This is a genomic window from Micromonospora sp. NBC_01739, from assembly GCF_035920385.1.
Classification (GTDB): Bacteria; Actinomycetota; Actinomycetes; order Mycobacteriales; family Micromonosporaceae; genus Micromonospora.
Genome location: NZ_CP109151.1, coordinates 1,155,327 through 1,179,763 on the forward strand (window position 1 = coordinate 1,155,327; position 24,437 = coordinate 1,179,763).

At 71.4% G+C, this 24,437-nt stretch carries 22 protein-coding genes and 1 pseudogene; 11 read left to right on the plus strand and 12 right to left on the minus strand.

Annotated elements, in window-relative coordinates:
- Positions 1-56: 56 nt before the first annotated feature.
- Positions 57-1,316 (plus strand): L,D-transpeptidase, encoded by a 1,260-nt coding sequence (locus OIE53_RS05150; protein ID WP_327025408.1) that lies wholly within the window; start codon positions 57-59, stop codon positions 1,314-1,316.
- Positions 1,317-1,581: 265 nt separating this feature from the next.
- Complete coding sequence (locus tag OIE53_RS05155) at positions 1,582-1,926, plus strand: STAS domain-containing protein (RefSeq protein WP_327025409.1); 345 nt, start codon at positions 1,582-1,584, stop codon at positions 1,924-1,926.
- A 51-nt stretch (positions 1,927-1,977) separates the two neighbouring features.
- Here OIE53_RS05155 and OIE53_RS05160 read toward each other — a convergent pair whose 3' ends face one another.
- The 3 genes and pseudogenes from OIE53_RS05160 to OIE53_RS05170 form a co-directional block, all read right to left on the minus strand.
- Positions 1,978-2,358: an FKBP-type peptidyl-prolyl cis-trans isomerase gene (locus OIE53_RS05160; protein WP_327025410.1), complete on the minus strand. Its 381-nt coding sequence runs from the start codon at positions 2,356-2,358 to the stop codon at positions 1,978-1,980.
- Between the two features lie 298 nt (positions 2,359-2,656).
- The gene (locus OIE53_RS05165; protein ID WP_327025411.1) at positions 2,657-3,226 is read right to left on the minus strand and encodes a hypothetical protein; all 570 of its coding nucleotides are present in this window, start codon (positions 3,224-3,226) and stop codon (positions 2,657-2,659) included.
- Positions 3,227-3,358: 132 nt separating this feature from the next.
- Positions 3,359-3,796 (minus strand): annotated as a pseudogene (locus tag OIE53_RS05170) (helical backbone metal receptor).
- A gap of 75 nt (positions 3,797-3,871) precedes the next feature.
- Here OIE53_RS05170 and OIE53_RS05175 point away from each other — a divergent pair.
- On the plus strand, positions 3,872-4,786 hold the full coding sequence (locus OIE53_RS05175; RefSeq protein WP_327025412.1) for a hypothetical protein: 915 nt from the start codon (positions 3,872-3,874) through the stop codon (positions 4,784-4,786).
- A 282-nt stretch (positions 4,787-5,068) separates the two neighbouring features.
- Positions 5,069-6,337 (plus strand): hypothetical protein, encoded by a 1,269-nt coding sequence (locus OIE53_RS05180; protein WP_327025413.1) that lies wholly within the window; start codon positions 5,069-5,071, stop codon positions 6,335-6,337.
- Positions 6,338-6,446: 109 nt separating this feature from the next.
- Here OIE53_RS05180 and OIE53_RS05185 read toward each other — a convergent pair whose 3' ends face one another.
- Positions 6,447-6,791 carry a histone-like nucleoid-structuring protein Lsr2 gene (locus OIE53_RS05185; RefSeq protein WP_327025414.1) on the minus strand — a complete coding sequence of 115 codons (345 nt, stop codon included), beginning with the start codon at positions 6,789-6,791 and terminating at the stop codon, positions 6,447-6,449.
- A 269-nt stretch (positions 6,792-7,060) separates the two neighbouring features.
- Here OIE53_RS05185 and lon point away from each other — a divergent pair, with 269 nt between their 5' ends.
- A complete protein-coding gene (gene lon, locus OIE53_RS05190) occupies positions 7,061-9,382 on the plus strand; it encodes an endopeptidase La (RefSeq protein ID WP_327025415.1) in 2,322 nt (773 codons plus the stop codon).
- A 57-nt stretch (positions 9,383-9,439) separates the two neighbouring features.
- On the opposite strand, the gene OIE53_RS05195 is transcribed toward lon, so the two are convergent.
- Positions 9,440-11,185, minus strand: a complete 1,746-nt coding sequence (locus OIE53_RS05195) for a DEAD/DEAH box helicase (protein WP_327025416.1) — start codon at positions 11,183-11,185, stop codon at positions 9,440-9,442.
- A 186-nt stretch (positions 11,186-11,371) separates the two neighbouring features.
- Between OIE53_RS05195 and OIE53_RS05200 the strand changes: the two genes are divergently transcribed.
- The 3 genes from OIE53_RS05200 to OIE53_RS05210 are packed head-to-tail and all read left to right on the plus strand — an operon-like array spanning position 11,372 to position 14,836.
- Positions 11,372-12,328, plus strand: coding sequence for a hypothetical protein (locus tag OIE53_RS05200; RefSeq protein WP_327025417.1), 957 nt, complete (start codon positions 11,372-11,374; stop codon positions 12,326-12,328).
- 4 nt (positions 12,329-12,332) lie between these two features.
- A complete protein-coding gene (locus tag OIE53_RS05205; protein ID WP_327025418.1) occupies positions 12,333-13,964 on the plus strand; it encodes an asparagine synthetase B family protein in 1,632 nt (543 codons plus the stop codon).
- Positions 13,965-14,017: 53 nt separating this feature from the next.
- Positions 14,018-14,836: a MerR family transcriptional regulator gene (locus OIE53_RS05210; RefSeq protein WP_327025419.1), complete on the plus strand. Its 819-nt coding sequence runs from the start codon at positions 14,018-14,020 to the stop codon at positions 14,834-14,836.
- A gap of 112 nt (positions 14,837-14,948) precedes the next feature.
- On the opposite strand, the gene OIE53_RS05215 is transcribed toward OIE53_RS05210, so the two are convergent.
- The 5 genes from OIE53_RS05215 to OIE53_RS05235 form a co-directional block, all read right to left on the minus strand.
- A complete protein-coding gene (locus tag OIE53_RS05215) occupies positions 14,949-15,314 on the minus strand; it encodes a winged helix-turn-helix domain-containing protein (protein ID WP_327025420.1) in 366 nt (121 codons plus the stop codon).
- On the minus strand, positions 15,311-16,045 hold the full coding sequence (locus OIE53_RS05220) for a hypothetical protein (RefSeq protein WP_327025421.1): 735 nt from the start codon (positions 16,043-16,045) through the stop codon (positions 15,311-15,313). Before OIE53_RS05220 ends, OIE53_RS05215 begins: the two co-directional genes overlap by 4 nt.
- A gap of 100 nt (positions 16,046-16,145) precedes the next feature.
- Positions 16,146-17,357, minus strand: a complete 1,212-nt coding sequence (locus tag OIE53_RS05225; RefSeq protein WP_327025422.1) for an SLC13 family permease — start codon at positions 17,355-17,357, stop codon at positions 16,146-16,148.
- Between the two features lie 134 nt (positions 17,358-17,491).
- On the minus strand, positions 17,492-17,713 hold the full coding sequence (locus tag OIE53_RS05230; RefSeq protein ID WP_327025423.1) for a DUF2188 domain-containing protein: 222 nt from the start codon (positions 17,711-17,713) through the stop codon (positions 17,492-17,494).
- 119 nt (positions 17,714-17,832) lie between these two features.
- Entirely contained in the window at positions 17,833-19,290 is a 1,458-nt protein-coding gene (locus tag OIE53_RS05235) for an LVIVD repeat-containing protein (RefSeq protein ID WP_327025424.1), read from the minus strand.
- A 29-nt stretch (positions 19,291-19,319) separates the two neighbouring features.
- Between OIE53_RS05235 and OIE53_RS05240 the strand changes: the two genes are divergently transcribed.
- Positions 19,320-19,580: a hypothetical protein gene (locus tag OIE53_RS05240; protein ID WP_327025425.1), complete on the plus strand. Its 261-nt coding sequence runs from the start codon at positions 19,320-19,322 to the stop codon at positions 19,578-19,580.
- A gap of 84 nt (positions 19,581-19,664) precedes the next feature.
- On the opposite strand, the gene OIE53_RS05245 is transcribed toward OIE53_RS05240, so the two are convergent.
- Both OIE53_RS05245 and OIE53_RS05250 read right to left on the minus strand, forming a co-directional pair.
- Positions 19,665-20,927 carry a nucleotide sugar dehydrogenase gene (locus tag OIE53_RS05245; RefSeq protein WP_327025426.1) on the minus strand — a complete coding sequence of 421 codons (1,263 nt, stop codon included), beginning with the start codon at positions 20,925-20,927 and terminating at the stop codon, positions 19,665-19,667.
- 101 nt (positions 20,928-21,028) lie between these two features.
- Positions 21,029-22,396, minus strand: coding sequence for a serine/threonine-protein kinase (locus tag OIE53_RS05250; protein ID WP_327025427.1), 1,368 nt, complete (start codon positions 22,394-22,396; stop codon positions 21,029-21,031).
- A 475-nt stretch (positions 22,397-22,871) separates the two neighbouring features.
- Here OIE53_RS05250 and OIE53_RS05255 point away from each other — a divergent pair, with 475 nt between their 5' ends.
- Both OIE53_RS05255 and OIE53_RS05260 read left to right on the plus strand, forming a co-directional pair.
- Positions 22,872-23,489, plus strand: a complete 618-nt coding sequence (locus OIE53_RS05255) for an RNA polymerase sigma factor (protein ID WP_327025428.1) — start codon at positions 22,872-22,874, stop codon at positions 23,487-23,489.
- Position 23,490: 1 nt separating this feature from the next.
- Entirely contained in the window at positions 23,491-24,309 is an 819-nt protein-coding gene (locus OIE53_RS05260) for a hypothetical protein (RefSeq protein ID WP_327025429.1), read from the plus strand.
- Positions 24,310-24,437 lie beyond the last annotated feature (128 nt).

The following is a 24,437-nucleotide window of genomic DNA, read 5'->3' on the forward strand; positions in this document are numbered from 1 at the left end:
TTCCCCGTAGAGAGAATGTGGCAGAGGCCGCAGTGATAAACGGGGGGACGATCATCATGAGGTTCAGGCGGCGACTGACGCTTTTCGCGGTGACCGTCGCGGCGGCACCGCTGGCGTTGGGAGCATGTACCACTGACCGCAAGGCCGGCCAGCCCGCCGAGGCGCGAGCCAAACCGGAGGTGACCGTCACTCCGGCCGAGGGCGCCCGTGGGGTGCCGCTCAGCGGCGAGATCGGCACCGATGTCAAACACGGGCGGGTCACCTCCGTGCGCATCACCGACGACAAGGGCGGCACGGTGGAGGCCGAGCCCCGCGAGGACGGCACCGGATGGGTGCCGAACAAGGCGTTGGCACCCAAGCGCACCTACACCGCCGAGGTGGTGGTGACCGGTGACTCAGGGGACACGGTCACCCGCAAGACCACTTTCACCACCGGCGAGAAATCGTCGAAACCGGCCATCACCAGCGTGCTGTATTTCGCCGGAAATCGGACGTACGGCACGGCTATGCCGGTAACGGTGGCCTTCGACCCGCCAATTCCCAAAGAGGCGAGAGCGGATGTGCAGCGCCGATTGTTCGTGAAGACGGATCCGCCGCAGCCGGGCACCTGGTCCTGGGTTGCCGACGGTAGTCAGGTCTATTACCGGGCCCCCGACTTCTGGCGCCCCGGGACGACCATCAGCGTCCGGTCGGCCCTGGAGGGCCTGCCCATCGGCAAGGAACACGTCGGTGACACGGACAAGCGGGCCACCTCGAAGATCGGTCGGCAGGTCCAGTTGGAGATCGACAACGCGACCAAGCGGATGTCGGTCTTCCAGGACGGGAAACTGCTGCGCAAGCTGCCGGTCAGTCTCGGTAAGCCGAGCACCCCGACCTCCAGCGGCAAGATGGTGATCATGGAGAAGCACGACTTCACCACCTTCGACACCCGGGGTTCCGCCGACCCGTACGTCGTCGACGTGGAGGACGCGCAGCGACTCACCTGGGGCGGTGAGTTCATCCACGGCGCACCCTGGTCGGAGGGGGACCAGGGCAACACCAACGTGTCGCACGGCTGCACGAACCTGTCGGCGGCCAACGCCGACTGGCTGATGGGCGTCACCCAGGTCGGTGACCTGGTGACCGTCAAGGGCACCGAGGTCGAACTCGGCGAGGGCAACGGCTGGACCGCCTGGAACGTCAGCTGGGATCAGTTCGCCAAGGGCAGCGCCCTGCCGGTCCCGGCCGGGCTGCAACCCACCCCGACACAGGAGCCGGACCCGGGGGCGGTGGCCGGTGGCTCACCGGAGCCGGACCCGTCCTCCAGCGGCGGCTGAGAGGGACGCATCTCCGGGCCGGTCCGTGACGGACCGGCCCGGAGGCCGTTGCACGCCGCCGCGAACGGCCAGCCACCCGGTGGTGCCGCGTGGGTCGGCGTCGGCGGGCGGTCGGGGATCGGGTCGTCGAGGCGCAGGGGTACGGACCCGGGCGGGGGATCCTCCCTAGGGTGGACCCGAGGTGCCTGCGGGTCATGCCCTGGATCTACCCGGAACCCGCTTCGCGCAGGGTGGAAGTGTCGGTGCCGGGGGATAGGTTCGACTCATGCGAGAGCGCGAGGAACGATTCCACGTCGAGACCACGGTGTCGGGCGACGTGGTGTGCGTGCGCGTGGTCGGGGTGGTCGACATCGCCACCGTCGGGGCGTTGCGGGCCGCGCTCTGGGCGGCCCCGACCCGTTCGGAACTCCGCGTGGATCTCTCCGAGGTCCGGCTGCTCTCCGCGGCCGGGGTGCGCGCCCTGCTCGCGGCCCGACTGTGGGTGCGGGCCCAGGGCGGCGAACTGGTGCTGGTGGACCCGCCACCCGTGGTGGACCGGGTGCTGCGCGCCACCGGTCTGCGCCGGGTGATCCCGATCGTCGACGCCGACCGGGTCCTCACCTCGGTGTGACGCCGCCGGGGCGTCCGGCGCCGGGCACGGGGCCGGCGCCGGACGTCGCGGTCAGCTGAGGCCGAGCAGGTCGACCACGAAGACCAGGGTCTCGTTGGGCTTGATGAGACCACCGGCGCCCCGGCTGCCGTAGCCGAGGTGCGGCGGGATGGTCAGCTTGCGCCGGCCCCCGACCCGCATCCCCACCACGCCCTGGTCCCATCCGGCGATGACCCGTCCGCCGCCGAGCGGGAACTCGAAGGCCTCGCCACGGTTCCAGGAGGCGTCGAACTCGGCACCGGTGGAGTGGGCCACCCCGACATAGTGCACCCGGGCGAGCTGACCAGGCTGGGCCTCCGGTCCCTCGCCGACGGTGATGTCCTCGATCACGAGGTCGGCCGGCGGGGCTCCCTCGATCGGACCGATCTCGGGCTTGCTCGCTGCCTGGTTCATGCGAATTCTCCTGTGACGTCGGTTTCAGTCAGCACAATCCTGCCGGATGCTACGACACCCCCTCCCACCCCCCACCCCAACCTTCCCCGCGATCTTGCACTTTCGGTCGCCGATACAGGCGCATTGCCCCGATATGCGACGACCAAAAGTGCAAGATCGCGAGGGCGGGGGCGGGGGCGGGGGCGGGGGCGGGGGCGGGGGCGGGGGCGGGGTGGGGTGGGGTGGGGTGGGGTGGGGGATACGACGGGGCGGGCGTCACCGGTGGTGACGCCCGCCGCGTGGGGGGAGGTGATTCAGGTCAGCGGAGCCAGCCGAAGCGCTTGACGATCGGCAGCCGGGCCCACTGGCGGCCCAGGCCCCAGGTGTCACCGGCGTTGGTCACTGCGAGCAGGGCCAGGACACCGGCGTAGATCAGGTGGTCGTCCATGAACGGGTTGGTGGTGGGCAGGGCGGCGGTCCACATCATCACCAGCAGCAGCCCACCGCTCACGGCGGCGATGCGCATCCCGATGCCGAGCATCAGGGCGGTACCGATCGCGGCCAGGCCGATCATGAACAGCCAGTCCGCCCAGGCGGCGCCGGCGATGCTGTTGTAGAAGCCCTCGAACGGGCCGCTGACCCCGAAGGTCAGGAAGCCCTTGGTGGGGCTGCCACCGTTGATCCAGGCGTTCTTCGCCTCGGTGGAGAAGCCCAGACCGATCAGCTTGTCGAGGAAGGCCCAGAGGAAGACCCAGCCCAGGGCCAGGCGGAGTCCGCCGAGCAGGTAGCGGCTGGCGCGCTTGCTGGTGTTCTGCTCCCGGACGGTTGCGGCCCCGGGGGTCTTGGCGGCGGCGGTGTTCCGCTCCATCATCGCGGTCATGGTGTCCACGTCCCTTCTTCGCTTCGCACCGCTGTCCCGGTGGCATCTCTATTGGACGCCTGCGGGGTGGGTGGTGTGCAGGGCCGACCAGGCCATGACCGGACGGGACCTTGGTCCCGGTCGGTCGGGACCTCGCGAAGCTCAGCCGGAGCCGACGACCGGGTCGGCGAGTTGATCGGCCAGCAGGGCGGGCGCCTCGGCCAGCGACGGGCCGTACCAGGTCAGATGGCGTCCGGAGACCAGGGCGCAGGGGAGGGGAGCGAAGGCATCCGGCCCGTCGTCGCGGGTGAACCGGTACGGCTCATCCGGCAGTACGACGAGGTCCGGTCCCGTCGCCCGCAGTTCCGCCAGGCTGAATCGAGGGTACCGCTGGGGGTGCGCCGAGTGCACATGGTGCACACCGAGCCATCCGGGTTCCGTGCCGGCCCCAGCTCCCTGAGCAGGTCGGCCAGTTCGGTGAGCGCCTGGTCCACTGTGCGCGGACCGGTGGGAGCACCAGTCGGTGGCCCCGACCAGCAGGCCGGGCAGGGTCACCGCGACCGCCTCGGTCAGCGAGGGCACCAGGGAGACCACCCGCACCGGCGTACCTCCTCACCAGGCCGCCGAAAACCCACCCTGCCGGGCCTCGGGGTGGGCCCAGGGCAGAGGACCCGCATGATCGTCATCCTAGACTCGGTCGATCGGCGGCAGGATGGGGTGGATGCGACGATGACCGGTGGCGAGGACTCCCGGCCGGCGATGATCCCGGTCGGGGCGGGACGCGGCGAGGTGCTCCTGCGCGCCGGGCGGCGGGTGTACGCCGGCCTGCGCCTCGGTGACCTGATCCGGCGGCGGCCCACCGGCCTGACCGCCAACCAGTGGAACCTCGCCGCCCGGGAACCGCTCGACCTCGTGGTCGGGGCCGCCGACGCTGACCAGGTCGAGTTCGCGGTGCAGTTCCGGCCGCCGTCGCCCGACCCGGCCGCCCGTCGCGCCGAGCGGGCCATGGCAGCGGTCACCGCCGCGGTCGGTCTGCCGGTCCTGCGGATCGTCTCGACCACCCTGAACGCGACCGAGCACGGGCCCGGCATCCTGACCTACCTGATCGACGCCCGCCGGTACGCCGAGGGTGGCGCCGGGACCGAGGTGGCCGCCGTGGGGTTCCGCGACATCATCGGCCGGCTGCCCGACGGCCGCACCGGCGCGGTCAACGACCTGGGCGCCCTGGCCCGGGCCGACGCGGTCGAGGCGTACGTGGCCCGACGGTTGGCCGACCCGATCCTGCGGGGGCTGCACGTGCGGTGGACCGCCGGCCCGGCCGAGGGCTGGGCCTGGGTCGAGGTACGCCCCGGCGAGTGCCTTGTGGAACGGGTGTCGCTTGAGGTCCACCGTCTTTCCTGCGGGGTGGATCCCGCTCGCCTGGCCGAGGATCTGGCCACCCTGGCGGTCGGCGACCGGCTGCGCCGGCTGGAGGCCGACATTCCGGTTCTGGTCGATCGTGCGGAACTGCGCGATGACATTCAACGACTGCGGGATCGCCGCGAGGAACTCGCCGACGGCTTCCCGTACGACCATCTCTGTCAGCTCTGACCTCCGCCGGTGGAACACCTCCACCGATGCTGCCGCCGCGCCCCGTGGCGAAAAAAAGTCAGCCGACTTTGAACCGGCCCCCCTGGCGGGTCCGTACCTCACCGGGAATGGACAGGATCTCCCCGACCCGCACCGACAGGCGCGGGAGACGGTGCGGAAAGGGCATCGTCGTCAGTCGACGTGCCATCGGCGCGTTCGGATGTCCGCCGGGCGTGCCACCACGATTCCGTTCGGTCCGTCGAGTCACGAATCAGGTACCGGATCGAGAAGGAGAGCAATTCGATGCGCAGGTCCCCCCGGTCGCGCCGACCATCCGGTAACACGCGGACGAAGCGACTGCTGGCCGTCGGTGCCACGCTCGCCGTATTCGGCGGGGTGGTCGCCGTTACCCAGATCTCATCGGCCGGTGACCGACGGCCGAACAAGCAGCCCCGTCCGGTGGCGGCCGAGTGCGTCGCCCCGATTCCGGGCGCCACCGCGCCGGCCGCCCGTGGTGCCACCACCACCCGCACCTTCCAGAATGGCCGGTGGGTGACCAATCACTGGGGTGACGGACAGCAGACCATCGAGGAGTGCCAGGAGACCCGCAACGGCGGCGGTGCCGCCACCGGCTCCCAGGCTGTGGCCTGCCCGGACGTGGTCAGCCGGCTGCCTCAGGTGCCCGATCGGGCCCGCGCCGAGGTGGACCGGAACCTGGGCCTGTTGCAGACCCAGATCACCGAGGCCGACCAGCGACTCGCCGCCGAGGGCAACAGGGGGCAGGGCTTCATCAACAACGCCATCCTGGGTCCGCTGGCCAGCAAGCGGCGGGCCACCCTGGACCGGATCACCATCGCCATCGACCGGTTCGGTCCGCGTCCGCGCGGCCTGGCGGATCTGGCCAACTGCCAGGTGCGGCCGGTGAACAACAACAACGGCGGAAACAATGGGAATCCCAACAACGGGGGTGGCAACAACAACGGTGGTGGCAACAACAACGGGGGCAACCCGAACAACGGCAACAACGGCCTCCAGGTGCTGGCGAACAACTGCAACAACAGCCGGTTGCAGCCGCACGACGGCTTCCAGAACGGCAACCGTTGCATCAGCACCGCCTTCGGTGAGGTCGGCTCCGCGGCCAACAACCCGTCGCTGCTGATCACCGAGTTTCCCCAGCAGATCAACCGTAACCAGGGCTTCGCCATCCGGGTGAGCACCCGTAACCTGGTCCGGGACCGCTTCCTGCCGGCCGGGCAGGGCGGCTACTACCTGGAGAGTTCCCTGCTCAACGGCGAGGGGCTGACCCGGGGGCACTTCCACACCGCGTGCCGGATGTTGAACAACACGAACGAGGCGCCCGCCCCCGATCCGGTGCCGGCCTTCTTCGTCGCTACCGAGGACGGTGGCGGCGGCCGCCAGCCGGACAGCGTGGTCATTCAGATTCCGGGTCTGCCGGAATCGGGTATCGCCCAGTGCGCGGTCTGGGCCGGTGACGGATCGCACCGGATCCCGATGGCGGAGCGGGCGAACCAGACCCCGGCCTTCGACGCGGTACGGATTCAGGTGAACTGATGTCGTGAGTTGACTCGCAACGACCAGGGCCGCCCGGGAGGACTCCTCCGGGCGGCCCTGGTGGTCGGGGGAAATATCGCACGTTGCGAGTTGCGCAGGCGAGCGTCGTTCAGCGGTTCTTGTACGCCTCGACCACCTCGACCGGGATGCGACCCCGCTCGGAAATCTTGTATCCGTTGCTGACCGCCCATTCGCGGATGGCGCGGTTCTGCTCCCGGTTCATTCCGGGAGTCGCCGGGCCGGTGGTACGACGAACGGTGCGGCCGAGGTCGGTGCCCCGCCCGAGCCTGCGTCCGGCATTGATAAACGGATCCAACGCCTTGCGCAGGACTCCCGCGTTCTCGTCGGAGACATCGATGGTGTACGCCACGCCATCAAGACTGAACTCGAGCGTTCGGTCGGCTTTACCGCCGTCGAGGTCGTCGGTAAGCACCGTGATTACTTTTCTCGCCATCGTTGACTACTCCCTGTGTGTGGCGGGGTGTGGTCAAAGTTTGACGTATGCGCCGCCAATTGCGCAACAAACGCACGCCCTGCTGCGGGTGGCGTTTTGCGCTTCAATGAAATCCCGAATAGGTCACCTTGCTTGCAGAGGTGGCGCAGGGTCCCCCTCCGGGGAGGTCACGTAAGACCGTTCCGGTGTTCTGGATCACATCGAGGAACAATGAGGGTTCTTCGTGACTTGAGCCTGACACGCTCAACTCATGGGATAGCAGGTGTTCGATGGCAACTCTTCCGGTACTTCCACTGACCGACGCCGTACTGCTGCCCGGCATGGTCATCCCGGTGACCCTCGACCCGACCACCCAGGCTGCGGTCGACGCGGCCCGTGCCACCGGCGACCACCGGCTGCTGGCCGTGCCCCGCCTGGACGGCGAGTACGGTTCCGTCGGCGCGATCGCCACCATCGAGAAGGTCGGCCGGCTGCCCAGCGGCGAGCCGGCCGCCGTGATCCGCGGCATCGCCCGCGCCCGCATCGGCACCGGGGTACCCGGTCCCGGCGCGGCGCTCTGGGTCGAGGCGTCCGAGATCGACGAACCCGCCCCGGCCGGCCGGGCCCGGGAACTGGCCCGCGAATACCGCGCCCTGGTCACCGCCGTGCTTCAGCAACGGGGTGCCTGGCAGGTCATCGACGCCGTGGAGCGGATGACCGACCTGTCCGAACTGGCCGACTCGGCCGGCTACGCGCCCTGGCTCAGCCTGGGGCAGAAGACCGAACTGCTGGCCGCACCGGACGTCACCGCCCGGCTGGAACTGCTCGTCGGCTGGGTCAAGGACCACCTGGCCGAGCAGGAGGTCACCGAGCAGATCAACTCCGAGGTACGCGAGGAGTTGGAGAAGACGCAGCGGGAGTTCCTGCTGCGCCAGCAGCTGGCCGCGATCCGCAAGGAACTCGGCGAGGACGCCCCGGACGGCACGGCCGACTACCGGACCCGGGTCGAGGCCGCCGACCTGCCGGAGAAGGTACGCGAGGCGGCGCTGCGCGAGGTCGGCAAGCTGGAACGGGCCAGCGACGCCTCCCCGGAGGCGGGCTGGATCCGTACCTGGCTCGACACGGTGTTGGAGATGCCGTGGAGCACCCGTACCGAGGACAACACCGACCTGACCGCGGCGCGGGCCGTGCTGGACGCCGACCACGCCGGTCTGTCCGATGTGAAGGACCGCATTCTGGAATACCTGGCGGTACGCAACCGGCGGGCCGAGCGGGACCTCGGGGTGGTCGGTGGCCGGGGTTCCGGGGCGGTGCTGGCCCTGACCGGTCCGCCCGGGGTCGGCAAGACCAGCCTCGGCGAGTCGGTGGCCAGGGCGCTCGGCCGCAGGTTCGTCCGGGTCTCCCTGGGCGGGGTCCGCGATGAGGCGGAGATCCGGGGACACCGGCGTACCTACGTCGGCGCGTTGCCCGGCCGGATCGTGCGGGCGTTGCGTGAGGCCGGCTCGATGAACCCGGTCGTGCTGCTCGACGAGGTCGACAAGCTCTCCGCCGGGTACGCGGGCGATCCGGCCGCCGCCCTGCTGGAGGTGCTCGACCCGGCCCAGAACCACACCTTCCGGGATCACTACCTGGAGGTCGACCTGGACCTGTCCGACGTGCTGTTCCTGGCCACCGCCAACGTGGTGGAGGCCATCCCCGGCCCGCTGCTGGACCGGATGGAACTGGTCACCCTGGACGGCTACACCGAGGAGGAGAAGGTCGCCATCGCCCGGGACCACCTGCTGCCCCGGCAGCGGGAACGGGCCGGGTTGACCGCCGAGGAGGTGGAGGTGGATTCCGCCGCGCTGGGTCGCATCGCGGGGGAGTACACCCGGGAGGCCGGCGTACGCCAACTGGAACGGGCCCTGGCGAAGATCATGCGCAAGGTCGCGGTGACCCTGACCGCCGACCCCGCCCCGGTCCGGGTCGGTGTCGACGACCTGGTCCGCTACCTCGGTCGGCCCAAGCACACGCCGGAGTCGGCGCAGCGTACGGCGGTGCCGGGGGTGGCCACCGGCCTGGCGGTCACCGGCGCCGGGGGAGACGTGCTGTTCATCGAGGCGACCAGCATGGAGGGCGAGCCGGGACTGACCCTCACCGGTCAACTCGGCGAGGTGATGAAGGAGTCCGCGCACATCGCCCTGTCCTACCTGCGGGCCAACGGCCGCCGCCTGGGCCTGGACCCCAACGCCCTGGCCGGGCGGCGGATCCACCTGCACGTCCCGGCGGGTGCGGTGCCCAAGGACGGCCCCAGCGCGGGCATCACCATGGTCACCGCCCTGGCGTCGCTGGCCAGCGGCAGGCCGGTACGCCCCGAGTTCGGGATGACCGGCGAGGTGACCCTCTCCGGCCGGGTGCTGCCCATCGGCGGGGTCAAGCAGAAGTTGCTCGCCGCCCACCGGGCCGGTCTGACCGAGGTGATCATCCCGGCCCGCAACGAGCCGGACCTCGACGACCTGCCCACCGAGGTACGCGAGGCGCTGACCGTGCACACCCTGGCCGATGTCGCCGACGTCCTGGCCTTGGCGCTGCGCCCGGCCGAGGCCGACACCCGCACGCTCACCCTCGCCTGAGGTGAGGAAAGGGTCCCCTGCCAACGCACGGCAGGGGACCCTTTCCTGAGTTGTGGGTCAGCGGCGGTCCCGGCGGTCGCCGTCGTACCGCCGCTCTGCACCGCCCCCGTCGCCGCCGTCCCGGTCGCGGCGTACGGTGGCCTTGCGGCCCTTGATGGTGCTGTTGCGCAGCCCGGCGATCACCTCGTCGGCGACGGCGACCGGCACCTCGACCAGGGAGAACCGGTCGGCGATCTCGATGGAGCCGATGTCGCGGCCCCGGATGCCGGTCTCCCCGGTGATGGCACCCACCAGGTCCTGCGGACGCACCCCGGCTCGGCGGCCCAGGCCGATGAAGACCTGGGTGGTGCCGGTGGTGCGGGGCCTCGACGGACGGCGGTCGCCCCGGCCGTCGGCCCCGGGCCGGGTCTCCCGGGGGGCACGGACCGCCACCTGGGGGATCTCCTCCGCGGCCTCCTCGGTGCCCGGCAGGGTGGCTTCGTGGGCCAGCTTAACCGCGGCCAGCGCCACCTCCATCAGGTCGAACTCGTCGCTGAGCGATTCGACGATCACCCGGAACGGGTCGAGGTCGTCCTCCAGCAGGCTCTCCCGCAGCGCCGCCTGGGTCAGCTCCAGTCGGCGGGTACGCAGGTCCGCCACCGTCGGGATCTTGTCGATGGTGATCCGCTGCCCGGTGACCCGCTCGATGGTCTTGAGCATCCGGTGTTCCCGGGGTTCGGCCAGGGTGATCGCCACCCCTTCCCGCCCGGCCCGGCCGACCCGGCCGATGCGGTGCACGTACGACTCCGGGGCCGAGGGCACGTCGTAGTTGACCACGTGGCTGAGCTGCTCGACGTCCAGACCACGGGCCGCCACGTCGGTGGCGACCAGCAGGTCGGCGGTGCCGCCGCGGAGCCGGCCCATCACCCGGTCGCGCTGTTCCTGGCTCATCCCGCCGTGCAGCGCCTCGGCCCGGTACCCGCGCCCGTTCATGGTCTCGGTGAGCCGGTCGACCTCCTCCCGGCTGCGGCAGAACACGATCGCCGCGGTCGGTGATTCGACGTCCAGCACCCGGCCCAGGGCCGCCGGCTTGTGCGCCCGGGCCACCAGGTACGCGCTCTGGCGTACCCGGGGGGCCTCCCCGGCCAGCGGCTGCTCCCGGGCGATGAGGATGCGGACCGGGTCGGTCAGGTGGGCGCGGGCCATCCCGTCGATGCGGGCCGGCATGGTGGCCGAGAACAGCACCGTCTGCCGCTGCTCGGGGGCGTGCTCCAGGATCGCCTCGATGTCCTCGGCGAAACCCATGTCGAGCATCTCGTCGGCCTCGTCCAGCACCACCGTGGCCAGGTTGCCCAGCCGCAGGGTGCCCCGGGCGATGTGGTCCAACGCCCGGCCCGGGGTGGCCACCACCACGTCGACCCCGTTGTCCAGGGCGCGCAACTGCCGGCCGATCGGCTGGCCGCCGTAGATCGGCAGCACCCGGGCCCCGAGATCCTTGCCGTAGCGGTGGAAGGCCTCGGAGACCTGCACGGCAAGTTCCCGGGTCGGCACCAGCACCAGGGCGACCGGGTCGCCGGTGGGTCGCTCGTCGGGCATCCGTTGCAGCAGCGGAAGGGCGAACGCGGCCGTCTTGCCGGTGCCCGTGGCGGCCTGCCCGAGCAGGTCCCGACCGGCCAGCAGCGGGCCGATGGCCTCCCGCTGGATCGGCGTGGGCTCCTCGTAGCCGAGCGCGGAGAGCGCGGCGAGCAGTTCGGAACGCAGGCCAAGGTCCGCGAAGGCGGGCGGTTCGGTGGACGGGTCCGGCAGTACGGGCGTGGAACTCATGGGTCAAGTTTTTCATTACCACTGCGGGCGCACTGCGGCGACCACCGCAACACCGGCAACGACCAGTGGCGATAAGGCCGCTCCACACCCCTTCAGGGAAGATAGGAGGATTGTTCGGACTCATCCCGGTACGTGTGGTTAGTGTCGGCGACAGGCGAACCCTTCACCGGGAGAGAGGACCCGACCATGCGAGTGCCCAGTCGAAGTCCGGGACAACGGCCTGGTCCTCCTGCCGCCCCGGCCCGGCGTCGCCCGCGCGGCCCGGTACGACCTCCGGCCGCCACCGGACCCGATCTGGACGCCTACCGCCGGGCCGTGGCGGAACTGCTCGTCGAGGTGGGGGCGCTCGCCTCGGCCAGCAGCACCAAGGCCCGCCAGGTGCTGATCGATCAGCGGCTGCGGGAGCCGGCCCTGGCCGCCGTCCTGGACGCCACCCCCCAGGGGCTGGTCGGGGCCCGGGAGACCCTGCTGTTGGAGATGGCCCGGTACCAGCCCAACACCCGCAGCTCCGCCGCCGACCTGACCGCCCTGGTGCGGATCTACCTGCTGTCCCGCATCGACGTGATGTGGTGGCGGGAGGCGGCCACCTTCCTCACCGACACCGAGGTCCAGCACAGTCTGGAACTGGTCGACCTGGAGTGGCTGCGGCGGCGGGATCTGCTGAACTTCCGCTACACCGGACAACCCCGCAACCTGCTCGGCCGGGGAGCACGCGCCCTGCGTCGTCGGATGCTGCCGCGCGCCACTCCGCGTACCGCCGGTCTGCTGTTCCGCCGGGCCCGCCGCGAGGTGGTGGCCCTGCTCAACGACCTGGGTCGCGAGTTCGCTGCGGTGACCCCGGCCGGCACCCCGCCGCTCTGGGTGACCAGCCTGGTGCGCAGCGCCGAGCACCAGTACCGGCTGCGGCGCCTGGGGTACGCCGCGATGGTGCCCAGCGGGCACTGCCTGGGCTGGGCGGCCGACCTGGAGATGCAGTGGTTCGACCACTTCGGGGTCCGGGACACCCTGGCCGGGCTGCTGCTGGACCGGCAGCGCTGCGGTGAGATCAACGTGGTCGACGAGGGGCAGGCCTGGCACATCTGCCTGGCCCCGACCGCCACCGCCCGACTGCGCCGGGCCTACGAAGCCGAGATGGGGATCTGAGGCGATGTGCGGAATCGTGCTCAGCCTGGGCCCGGAGGCCGATCCGGTGATCTTCCGCCGGATGCTGGCGGTGCTGGCCACCCGGGGGGAGGTCACCGAGACCCGGTACGAGGCCGGCCTGCTCGCCGGCACCCGCCGACTGCCGGTGGTGGATCGGGACCGGGCGGTGCAGCCCTGGGTGTCGGCCGACCAACGGTGGCTGCTCTGCTACAACGGGGAGGTCTTCAACCACCATGAGCTGCGGGCGGAGCTGAGCGGCCTGGGCCACCGGTTCCGCAGCGGCAGCGACACCGAGGTGGTGCTCGCCGCCTTCGCGCAGTGGGGCGAGCAGATGGTCACCCGGCTGCGCGGCGAGTACGCCATCGCCATCGTGGAACGGGCCACCCGCCGGGTGTACCTGGCGCGGGATCCCCTCGGGGTCAAGCCGCTGTACTGGTCGCGTACCCCGGGATGTCTGCACCTGGCCAGCGAGATCAAGGCCCTGGTCCGGGCGGCGGCCCCGGTGGTCGAGGTGCCGCCGGGCCACCACGGTTGGGTCGACGCGGACCGCCGGGTCCACCTGCGGCCGTACGTGGACCTGCTCTCCCTGGGTGCCGGGGCGCCGGCGGTGACGGATCCGGACGAGGCCGCCCTGCTCGTCCGTACCACCCTCACCGACAGCATCCGGGTGCGCCTGGACACCGATCTTCCGGTGGGGGTGGTGCTCTCCGGCGGGTTGGACAGCTCGCTGGTGCTGCTGCACGCCGTGCAGGCGCACCCGGACTGCGTGGCGGTCACCGTAGGGGTGCCGGAGAGCCCCGATGTGGCGTACGCCCGGCGGTTGGCCCGCGACCTCGGCGTCCGGCACGAGGTGGTCGAGCTGCGGCCACGCGACATCCGGCTGGCCGAGGTGCGGGAGGCCATCCGGATCTCCGAGCTGACCGAGTACGGCGACATCATCAACGCGGTGGTCTCGGTGCCCATCTTCCGGCGGCTGGCCGAGCTGGGCGTCAGGGTCGTGCTCACCGGCGACGGCTCGGACGAGCTGTTCGGCGGGTACCCGATGTATCACGAGGTCGGGCCCGAGGCGGCCCGACGGCTCTTCCTGCACAAGATCCGCAACCTCTGCCGTACGGAGTTGCAGCGCGTCGACCGCACCAGCATGGGTTTCGGGGTGGAGGCCCGGGTGCCCTTCCTGGACCTGGCCCTGGTCGAGTTGGCCATGCGGCTGCCGGTGGACTTGAAGATGCGCGAGGGTCAGGAGAAGTGGATCGTCCGGCGGGCCTTCGCCGACCTACTGCCGGACTACATCCGGCGGCGGCCGAAGAACCCGATGTCGTACTCCTCCGGCCTGCACGAGCGGGCCCGGCTGTACAAGCCGCTGTTCGCCCGGCTGCACCGCGCCTTCGGCTACCACCTGTCCGAGCCGGTCCGTCGTGACTTCGACAGCGTGCTGTCCCGCTGCGACAACGACCTGGAGGCGGCGATCGCCGCCGGGCGGGCGCGGCGTGACTACACCGTGCTGGAACATGCCCGCGACCTGGTCGGCGCGGCCCGGTGGAACGCAGCTCCGATGGTGCGTCGGCTGGTCACCCCGCGCCGCAACCGGGTCTCACCGCCTCGCAACCGAGACGACGGAGCACCGCTGCCTGGTTGACCCGGTGGCCGGGTTGACTCTGACACCGTGTCAGCGTCGACAGTGGAGGGGCCATGTTCACCATCGGAGATTTCGCCAACCTGGGCCGGGTGTCGGTACGGATGCTGCGGCACTACGACAGCATCGGGCTGCTCCGCCCGGCCACCGTCGACCCGCGCAGCGGCTACCGCTACTACACCGCTGCCCAACTGGGCCGACTGAATCGGGTGATCGCCCTCAAGGAGCTGGGGCTGACGCTCGGCCAGGTGCGGGCGATCCTCGACGAAGCGGTCGACAGCACCGAGTTGCGCGGCATGCTTCGACTGCGTCGAGCACAGTTGGAGGCGCAGATGGCGGCAGACGTCGCCCGCCTGGCCGGCGTCGAGGCGAGACTCCGCATGATCGAGACGGAGGGTCGCATGAGCAGCCAGGATGTCGTCATCAAGGAGATCTCCCCGATCCGGGTCGCGGCGCTGTCCGCGGTAGCGGGCAGCTACGACGGGGCGGACATCGCGCCCGCGCTGACCCCGCTCTACCCGGAGCTGTTCCGTCGGTTGGAGGCCGCCGGCATTCGCCCCGCCGGGCCGGCGCTGGCCTGGTACGACCCGGCCGACGACGGTGAGGCCGTCATCGTGCACGCCGGAGTGGGGATCGACGTCGACGCGGCGGACCCGGACGTGACCGTGGTGGAACTGCCGGCGATCACCGCAGCGACCACGGTCCACCACGGTTCGATGCTCACGGCCGACCAGAGCATCCAGGTGCTGGCCCGGTGGATCGAGGAGAACGGCTGGCGGGCGGATGGCTTCGCCCGCGAGTTGTACCTGGACTACTGCGCGGACGAACCCGACAAGGGCGTCACCGAGCTGCACCTGCCGGTGCGTCGGGCCTGACCCCCATGGCCGCCCGGCACGGGGCGGGCGACCCTGGAGTCCGACGGCCGTGGCCCCGGTCACGGCCGTCGGGCGGCTCGGTGTCGGTTCCGGCGCGCTACGGACGCCCGCGTCAGCTCTCCTCGTCGGTTGCGGTGGCGGTCCGGATCCGGCTGACCAGTTGTTCCAGGGCGGCCACCTCGGCGCGCAGCGCGGTGCGGCCCGCCCGGGTCAGCCGCAACCAGGTGACCGGGCGGCGTCCCTCGTAGCCCTTGGTGGACTGGAGCAGCCCGGCCTGCTCCAGGATCCGCAGATGCCGGTTGAGGTTGCCGTCGGTGAGGCCCAACTCGTCGCGGAGGGTGGCGAACCGGCACTCGGTCGCCTCACTGAGCACGGTGAGGATGCCGAGGCGTACCCGCTGGTGGACCACGTCGTCGAGGGCCGTCGCCGGGTGCGGCGCCGATCCGGTGGCCGGGGTGCCGGAGGGGGGCTCGGTCACCGCGGACGGCGGGCCGTCGCCAGGTTCACGGCGGCGGCGACCAGCAGGGGAAGGGCCATCAGGACAAGATAGTGGGCCGGTCGCAGCGGCAGTTGGCCGCCGATACCACTGCCGCCGATGAGCATGCTGGTCCAGCCGGGCAGGTGTCCTAGCGGGAAGGAGGTGCACAGCCAGGCGGTGAGGACGGCGATCCAGATGCCGGCGGCGACCAGGCCACGGCTGTGTTCGGCCCGGCCCAGCACGACGACGGCGGCGGCCAGGGGGAGCAGCGGGGTCAGCAGGCCGGCCCAGTGCGGGCCGGAGGCGGCTACCAGCCCGTCCGGCACCGGGCCGACCGGCACCGCCGCGAGCACGGCGAGCAGCACCAGGACCCCGAGCCCGGTGGCGGCGGCCAGCGGCCACCTCACCCGGACCCCGTGCCGGCGGGCCCGCCAGGCGTACCAGAGCGCGATGGCGGCGAACAGCATCGGTGTGCCGAGGAACCAGAACAGGTAGGACGCCACCGGGTTGACCTGTTCGTCGGGTAGCCCTGCCCAGAACGGGTGCTTCGCCTCGATCGAGTGGGGTTGGGCCAGTGGGTGGCGGTAGAGGGCAGCGCTGGCCAGTAGCAGGACGGCGAAACCGAGGGCGGGAAGCCAGGCCCCGCCATGGGCCCGCCGGTGGGCCCGCTCGCGTAGTCGGCCGAGGGCGGCGAGGGTCGTGGCCGCCTCGTCGGCGTTGCCCTGAACCATGTGTCACTCCCACCTGTTGCCATTAACTTGGTCATGGAGAGAACTTTGCAAAGCAAAGTCTATGGGTCGGTGGCGCTCTGGAACAAGAGCCGGATCGGATTCAGCCGGTGAGCAGCAGGGCGCCGACTGCCGCCAGGGTGCCGAGGACCGCCAGCACGGTGCTGGTCAGCAGGAACCGTGCCAGCGGCACCCGCACCCGGGCGGCCCGGCACCGCTCCAGCCACAGCAGGGTGGCCAGGGAGGCCCAGGGCAGGGCCAGCGGGCCGATGTTGGTGCCGACCAGCAGGGCCAGCAGGCGTTGCCGGTCCCCGGTGGGCAACACCGCCTCCCCGGCCAGGTACGCGGGCAGGTTGTTCACCAGGTTGGCCAGCAGGGCCCCGGTGCCCCCGGCGCGCAGCACCCCCGAGGTGCCTCCTTCGTCACCGGCCAGCCAGGCGACCAGGTCGTTGAGCCCGTGCAGGCCGATGGTCTGGATCACCAGGAACAGCCCGGTGACGAAGACCAGCAGCCGCCAGGGCAGCAGGGCCGGGCGCAGGGTGCCGGGGGAGCGCAGCAGGAAGCCGAGCAGCAGCAGGCCGGTGGCGACCGCCGAGGCGAGCCCGACCGGGGCCCCGAGCAGGATCGCCGCGACGAAGAGCAGACAGGCGACCAGGGCCGTGCGGTAGAGCACCGGATCGGCGGGCCGGTGCAGCTGCGGTGGCGGGAACCGTCCGCCGGGCGGGGAGTCCCGACGCCACCAGAAGTACCAGAGCAGCACCGCGGTGACCGTGATGGCCGCCAGTTGGGGCAGCCACATCAGGCCCAGGTACCCCAGCGGGTCCAACCCGATCCGCTCGCTGGCCAGCAGATTCGTCAGGTTGGACACCGGCAGCAGCAGGCTGGCCGTGTTCGCCAACCAGACCGTGGTCACCGCCAGGGGGGCCACCTGGGTACGCAGAGTCACCGCCAGGGTGAGCATCACCGGGGTGAGCAGTACCGCGGTGGTGTCCAGGTTGAGCACGATGGTGGTCAGCGCGGCGAATCCGACACAGAGCGCGAACAGTGCCGTCCAGCGGCCCCGGGCGGCCTGCGCCAGCCGGGTGGCGAGCACGTCGAAGACCCCGGCGGCGGCGGTCAGTTCGGCGAGCACCACCACCGTGCCCAGGAAGATCAGCAGGGGCAGGATCCGGGTCAGGGTGGCGGCGGCGTCGGCCCGGGGCAGCAGCCCGGTCGCGACACAGGCGGCGCCGGCCAGGGCCAGCCCGACGGCGATCACGTCCAGCGGGTGTGGTCGGCGGGCGGGGGATGTCGGGGGGTCCCCGATGGCGGTCACGGCCGGCCATCCTCGCACGCCCCCGAGGCCTGGCCGGCACCGGAGCCGGCCGAGGTGACGGGGGCGGCACCGGGGGATGGAACACCTGGCCGGTCGGCGTCACCTGCCGACGCCGACCGGCGATCCGTCCGGGGTCAGCCGACCGGCGGGTAGGGGTCGTCCCGGTAGGTGAACTCGGTTTCGATCCGGCCGTCCGCGGTGTGCACCACGAGCTGACTCGGCTCGTTGCCGTGGGCCACCTCGCGCCCGGCGGAGACCGCGCGCTCCTTGGTGTCGTACCTGCCGACCACGGAGCCGCCCTGCTCGACCTTCCAGCCGCCACCGTCCGGCACGACGTGATATTCGGTGCGGGTCATCTCGGCATCCCTTCCTGGTACCAGAGGTGCCGACGAGGTACCCGGGACGCCAGGGGCAAAACACGACCCTCGGTCAGGGGGATGCGCTGGGGCGGACCCGGATCCGCCCCAGCGACCTCCTACCAGCTCAGATAGCTGGGCTGGGTCTGCACGTTCAGCTCACGGAAGTGGACCAGCTTGGCCGTCCAGGTCCGCCAGTCCTCCAGGGCCAGCACGTCCAGCCCCTTCTGGATGTCGGAGGAGTAGATGTGCCCGTTGTAGTAGTAGGCCGACCAGGAGCCGCCGACGATCATCTGGGTGTCCGACAGGGGTCCCCGCTCCCAGAAGCCGATCTCGGTGGGCCGGCGGGAGTCCGTGAAGTCCCACACCGAGATGCCACCCTGATACCAGGCCTGGACCATGATGTCCTTACCGAGCACCGGGATCAGGGAGCCGTTGTGCGCCACGCAGTTCTCGGTGTCCCCGTTGGTCCGCGGGATCTTGTAGTAGCTGCGGAACTCCAGCTTGCGCTTGTCGCCCCGGCCGGTGAGGTCGTAGATGGCGTTGGCGCCCCGCTCCGGGCCGACGGTCTCGTTGCAGGTGGCGCCGCCGCCACCGCCCAGTTCGTCGGTGAAGACCACCTTGGTGCCTCGGTTGTTGAAGGTGGCCGAGTGCCAGAAGGCGAAGTTGGTGGTGTCCCGGACCCGGTGCAGCACCCGGGGGGCCTCCCGCTTGCTGATGTCCAGCAGCACCCCGTCGCCCATGCAGGCCCCGGCGGCCAGGTCCTTGCTCGGGTAGGCGGTGATGTCGTGGCAGCCGGTGGTCGCGGAGGCACCGGTACGGCCCTCGTAGCCGCCGTCCGGGAAGAGGTTCGGGGTGGCGACCACGGCGGCGTCGGTCGGCTTCTTCAGCGGCACCTTGACGATGCTGATCGAGTCGTGCGGGGGCTTGCAGTCCGGGAAGGCGTCCTGCGGGCTGTACGAGGAGACGTACAGGTAGACCGCCTTGTTGTTCTTCGCCGGCACCAGGGTGTGGGTGTGCGAGCCGCAGGCGGTCTCCACGGACTTCAGGTAGCGCGGCTGCTTCTTGTCCCGCACGTCGAAGATCTTGATGCCCTCCCACGACTCCTTGATCGAGGCGGGCTGGGAGACGCTGCCGCAGGAGTCGTCGCTGCGGGAGGCGTCGGTCGACAGGAACAGCAGGTCACCGTAGATGGAGATGTCGTTCTGGGCACCCGGGCAGAGCACCTGGGAGACGATCTTCGGCTGGCTGGGGCGGGACACGTCGTAGATGACGAACCCGTCGTAGTTGCCGACGAAGGCGTACTTGCCCTGGAAGGCGATGTCGGTGCCGAGGGCGTTCGTGGTGTTGAACGGCGACTGCTTCGGCAGGTTGGCGATGAGCCGCAGGTTCGGGCTGCTGGAGATCTCGTCGACGCCCAGGGGCGCCTCGACGGCCGAGGTGGAGTCGGTGGCCACCTGCGCGACCGGCTGGGCGCTGCCCGGCGTGGCGGTGGCGAGGCTGGCTAGCAGGAGCCCGGTGGCGACGGCGCTGGTCAGGCGTAACCACCGTCCCCGGGGCGGAGTCGATACGTCCATCGGCGACACCCTTCGAGACAGGAAGGAGGATGTTCGTACCGTACGCCCCAGTTACCAAGGTCGATGTGATCCAGGTCACATTTGGCCGTCGACTGCTAGCGCCCGACAGCCCGCTTTTCGCCTCGAAACCCCTGCGTGGTGGCCGGGCAGGTCGACGGCTTCGGGCCGGGCCGGGTGCTGGTGCACCGGGAACTGGCCGCCGAGCAGGGCTGGTCGCCCTGGCCGCCTCGGTGCTGCCGGCCCGCCGGGCCCTGCGTCGACCGGTCGTGGAGGCGCTCGCGGACCTGTGATGGTCCTTCGGGCCGGGATCGGCGGGGTCGCCCGCGTCGGTCCCGGCCCGCAGGGGTGGCCCCGTCGGTTCGGCGGGGCCGCCCCTAGATGCGTTCCACCTTCGGGCCGGAGCAGCGGTTACGGGCGTCGAAGATGTACCGGGCGTGCCGCTCCACGAGGGGATAGTCGAACACGTCGTGATCGGTGATCACGACCACGCAGTCGGCCTCCCGGATCTCCCGTTCGGTCAGTTCCACCGTCAGCACCCCCTCGGGCAGGTGGTGCGCCGCGGCGTACGGCTCGACCGCCCGGACCTCGGCGCCGAGTTCCCACAACCGCCGGGTCACGTCGACCGCCGGGGAGTCACGCATGTCGCCGGTGTTCGGCTTGTACGCCAGCCCGAGCAGCAGCAGCCGGGCCCCGCTGACCGCCTTACCGGACCGGTTCAGCCCGGCCATCACCCGCTGCGCGACATGCTCGGGCATCTCGTGGTTGATGTCGTTGGCCAGCTCGATGAACCGGAACTGCCGTCCGAGCCGGCGCTTGACCTGCCAGGACAGGTAACAGGGGTCGATCGGCAGGCAGTGGCCCCCGACCCCCGGCCCCGGCCGGAAGGGCATGAACCCGAAGGGTTTCGTCGCCGCCGCCTCGATCGCCTGCCACACGTCGATGCCCAACTGGTGCGAGAGCATCGTCAGCTCGTTGACCAGCGCGATGTTGACCTGGCGGAAGGTGTTCTCGATCAGCTTGGTCAACTCGGCCACCTGGGTGGAACCCACCGGGACGGTACGCTCCACCAGCCGCCGGTAGAACCCGTCGACCCGGTCCAGCGCGGCCGGGTCCATTCCGGAGACCACCTTGGGGGTGTTCTCCAGCCGCCAGGACCGGTTGCCCGGGTCGATCCGCTCCGGACTGTAGCCGAGGTGGAAGTCGCCTGGGCTGTGCAGCCCGCTGGCCGACTCCAGCAGGGGCCGCAGCAGTTCCTCCGTGGTGCCCGGGTAGGTCGTGGACTCCAGGATGACCGTGCAGCCCGGCCGCAGGTACGGGGCGATAGCCGTACCGGCCTTCTCGACGAAACTCAGATCGGGGGTGCCGTCGCGCAGCGGGGTGGGCACGGTGATCACGCAGAAGTCGAAGTCCTCCGCGTCGGCGTACTCGCTGCTGGGGTGGTACCGGCCGCTCGCCAGGGCCCGGCCCAGCCGGTCGGTGGGGATGTCCGCCACGAAGGACTCACCCGAGGCGAGCCGCTTGACCCGATCGGTGTCCACATCGAGACCCACGACCTCGAAGCCGGCCTCGACGGCGCGCATCGCGAGGGGCAGTCCGACGTACCCCTGGCCGACGACGACCAGCTTCTCCATGCGCATCCGGGCTCCCGAGCATCGGCCAGCAACTGCTGGTAGGGAGCCTAGGGCGAATTATGATGCCAGGTGTCCGTTTAGGGGAATTCTGGTGGTGTTGGGCGGAGTCAGCTGGTGGTGTTGTCATCGACCGGCGGGTTGTCGCCGGGCGGCTCGGTGGTCGGCGGCGCGGACGAGGCCGGCGGAGGCGCCGAGCTGGGTTCGCTGGCGGGGGTGGACGGGCTGGGCGAGCTCGGCTCCGGCTCGGGGGCCGGCGGCTCGGGCGACTCGCTGGGCTGCTTGGTGGTCACCGAGGGGGAGGGCGAGGAGGTCGGCCTGCCGGTCGACCCGGCCGGACGGTACGGCGACACCTGCACCGGCTCGCTCTCGGTGTCGTCGACCGGGGCCTCCTGCTCCACGATCGAGCCGGCCGCGGGTGGACTGCTCGGCACCTGCACCGCCGGAGTGTCGGCCTCACGGGCCGCGCCGAGGGCCGCGCCGAGGGCGACCAGGCCGACCACCACGGCGGTGAGGGCACCGACCAGGGTGCCCCGCCCTCGCCGGGCCCCTGCCGGTGCGCTCTGCGCCACCGTGTCGGCCGTCCGGGTGTCCGGCCCGGGGCCGCGGACCGCCAGGGCGGCCGGCACCATCGCGGTCGGCAGGGAGCTGTCCGACACCGCGCTGCGGGCCGCCTCCGCCATCGCCGCCCCGCTGCTGAACCGGTCCGCGGGATCCTTGGCCAGGGCACGCTCGACCAGGGCCCGCACCGCCTCCGGGATGTCGTGCGGCAGCTCCGGCGGTGGATCGTCGAGGTGTCGTACGGCCACCTGGAGGGGGTTGTCGCCGGTGAAGGGCGGGCTGCCGATCAGGCAGCAGTAGGCGACCGCGCCGAGGGCGTACAGGTCGGTGGCCCCGGAGACGGGGCGTCCGGCGGCCTGCTCGGGGGCCATGTAGAGAGCGGTGCCGGGCACCGCGTTCGTGCTGGTGATGCTGGTCACATTGACTGACCGGGCGACCCCGAAGTCGACGAGGACCACGGTGCCGTCCTCCTGCACCAGCAGGTTGCTGGGCTTGACGTCCCGGTGCACGATGCCGCGTTGATGGGCGGCGTGCAGGGCCTGTGCGGCCTGCGCCACCACGGACATCGTCTCGGCGATGTCCAGACGTCCCTCGGCCTCGATCCGCTTCGACAGGGGTTGGCCGGTGACGAACTCCATCACCAGGTAGTCGGCCCGGCCGCCGCCGGCCAGCTCATCCTCGCCGCAGTCGAAGACCTGCACGATGCCGGGGTGGCGCAGGGCGGCCATCATCCGGGCCTCGGCCCGGAACCGGGCGATGAAGTCGGGGTCGGACACCAGGGACGGCAGCAGCACCTTGATCGCTACCTGGCGGCCGAGGATCAGGTCGGTGCCGCGCCAGACGTCGCCCATGCCGCCGGTGGCGACACGTTCGTCCAGGCGGTACCGACCGCTGAGTACGACCTCCGAAGACAACACGGCACCACCGTACCCACCGTGGGCGTCATCGGCGCGTCTGCCGTCCGTGCGGATGAGGTCTCCCGGGGGTGGGGGCGAGGCGCCGGCCGGTGCGATGACGACCAAAGGTGACGAGGCGGCTGCGTCCCGCATCGAGGTCGGGTCGGATAGCCGGTCGGCGATCAGCCCGGAGGGCCGTCGGCGTCGATCAGGCGCGGCTCGTTACGGCGAAACGCCGGTCAGGAGGGCGGATATTTGTCACCTGTTGTGGCGGGAACCGATGCCCTGTACCCCGACTCAGGTGGGTCGAGTTCCCGCGGTTGGGCGACACCGGTGGTTGTGGTCGACGGTGCTGTCGGGAACAATCCGCATCCGGGCCACAGCGGCCAGGATACGAGCAGGTTGACGGGGGCGGGGTGCGGGGAACAGGTCCAGCCCGGGACGTTCGTCCCGCACCCGGGGCTACGCACGCCGACAGGACGGAAGCGGCAAGGCCATGTCCGGTGAACTGAGTCGGGCCGTCGAATCGGCTCAGGCCGGCGACGAGGAGTCCTTCCGTTTCCTCTATCGCAGCCTCCAGCCCGGGCTGCTGCGCTATCTGACCGCCCTGGTCGGTGCCGACGCCGCCGAGGACGTAGCCTCGGAGACCTGGTTGCAGGTGGCCCGCGACCTGCCCAACTTCAGCGGTGGGGAGTTCCGTGCCTGGGTCGTCACCATCGCCCGCAACCGGGCCATGGACCACCTGCGGCGGCAACGCCGTCGCCCCGCCCTGCCGGTGCCGGTGCAGGAACTCAGCGAGTTGGCCGGGGACGCCGACACGGCCGAGCGCGCCGGGGAGAGCCTCGGCACGGAAGCCGCCCTCGCGATGATCGCCAGCCTGCCGCCCCGGGAGGCCGAGGCGGTTCTGCTGCGTGCCGTGATCGGACTCGACGCCGAGACCGCCGGGCGGGTGCTCGGCCGCCGAGCCGGGGCGGTGCGTACCGCCGCCCACCGGGGTCTGCGTCGGCTGGCGCTGATGCTGGGGCAGCGGGCCGAGGGCAGCGGCGCGACCGCCACGCCGCCGCTGCCGCGTACCGGCTCGCAGGCGCCGCACGTCGAGTCGGTGGACGGTTGACGTGAGGGGAATCCGGATGTTCCTGCGGCGGCTGGAGGGCTCCGCTGCGCCGACCGACTACGAACACCTGCTCAAGGCCGTTCGTGAACCCCGGCCGGCGGCCCCCTCGGACCCGCTGACCACCCTGCTGCACGCCGCGACCGCCCCGCCCAGGCCCTGGGAGCTCACCGGCGAGGAGGCGGCCCTGGCCGCCTTCCGGGCCGCTCGACACGATCAGACGGCGGCGGCGAAGCCCCGCACCCGGCGTCGGCGGTTCACCGCCGGAGCGGTGGTCTGGATCGCCGGGGTGGTCGCCACCGCCACCGCCGGTGCCGCCCTGGCGGCGGTACGACTGGACCGCCCGGCCGACCGGCCGCCACCCGCCCCGTACACCGCCGCGGTCGCGCCGTCACCGAGCACCGCCCAGGCCCGGCCCGACCGGGGTGGCACCGACCCCACCCCGAGGGCCCCCGAGAGCAGCACTCCCACCCCGGACGCCACCCCCGGGGCCAGCGTCGCCCCGAGCGAGGCCGGACCCACCCCGACGGCCGGCCTGCCGGCACCCGCCGATTCGCTCGCGCCGACCGCGGAGCCCACCGCGCCGGCCGGCCCCGGAAACTCCGACAACCTCGCCGGCCGACCCGGCCGCTGCAAGGCCTATCTGTCGAAGTCCGAACGGCAGCGGGAGAAGGCGCTGCGCACCCCGGCCTTCAGCGAACTGGTGATCGTGGCCGGTGGCGCCGACAACGTCTTGGCGTACTGTCAGGCGCTGTTGGCCGAGACCGACCCGCAGTGGCTGGCCCGGCGTGGCCTCGACGTCGGGTCCACCACCTTCCCCTGACCCGCACCTCCCCTCGGTGGAGCCCGACCACGGTGGCCGGCAGCCCGTCGGTGCGAGGGCGCACCCTTCTCCTCGTGTGCTGAACCCCGGTCAACAGGGCCGCCGATGTCAGTGGTACCGGCTAACGT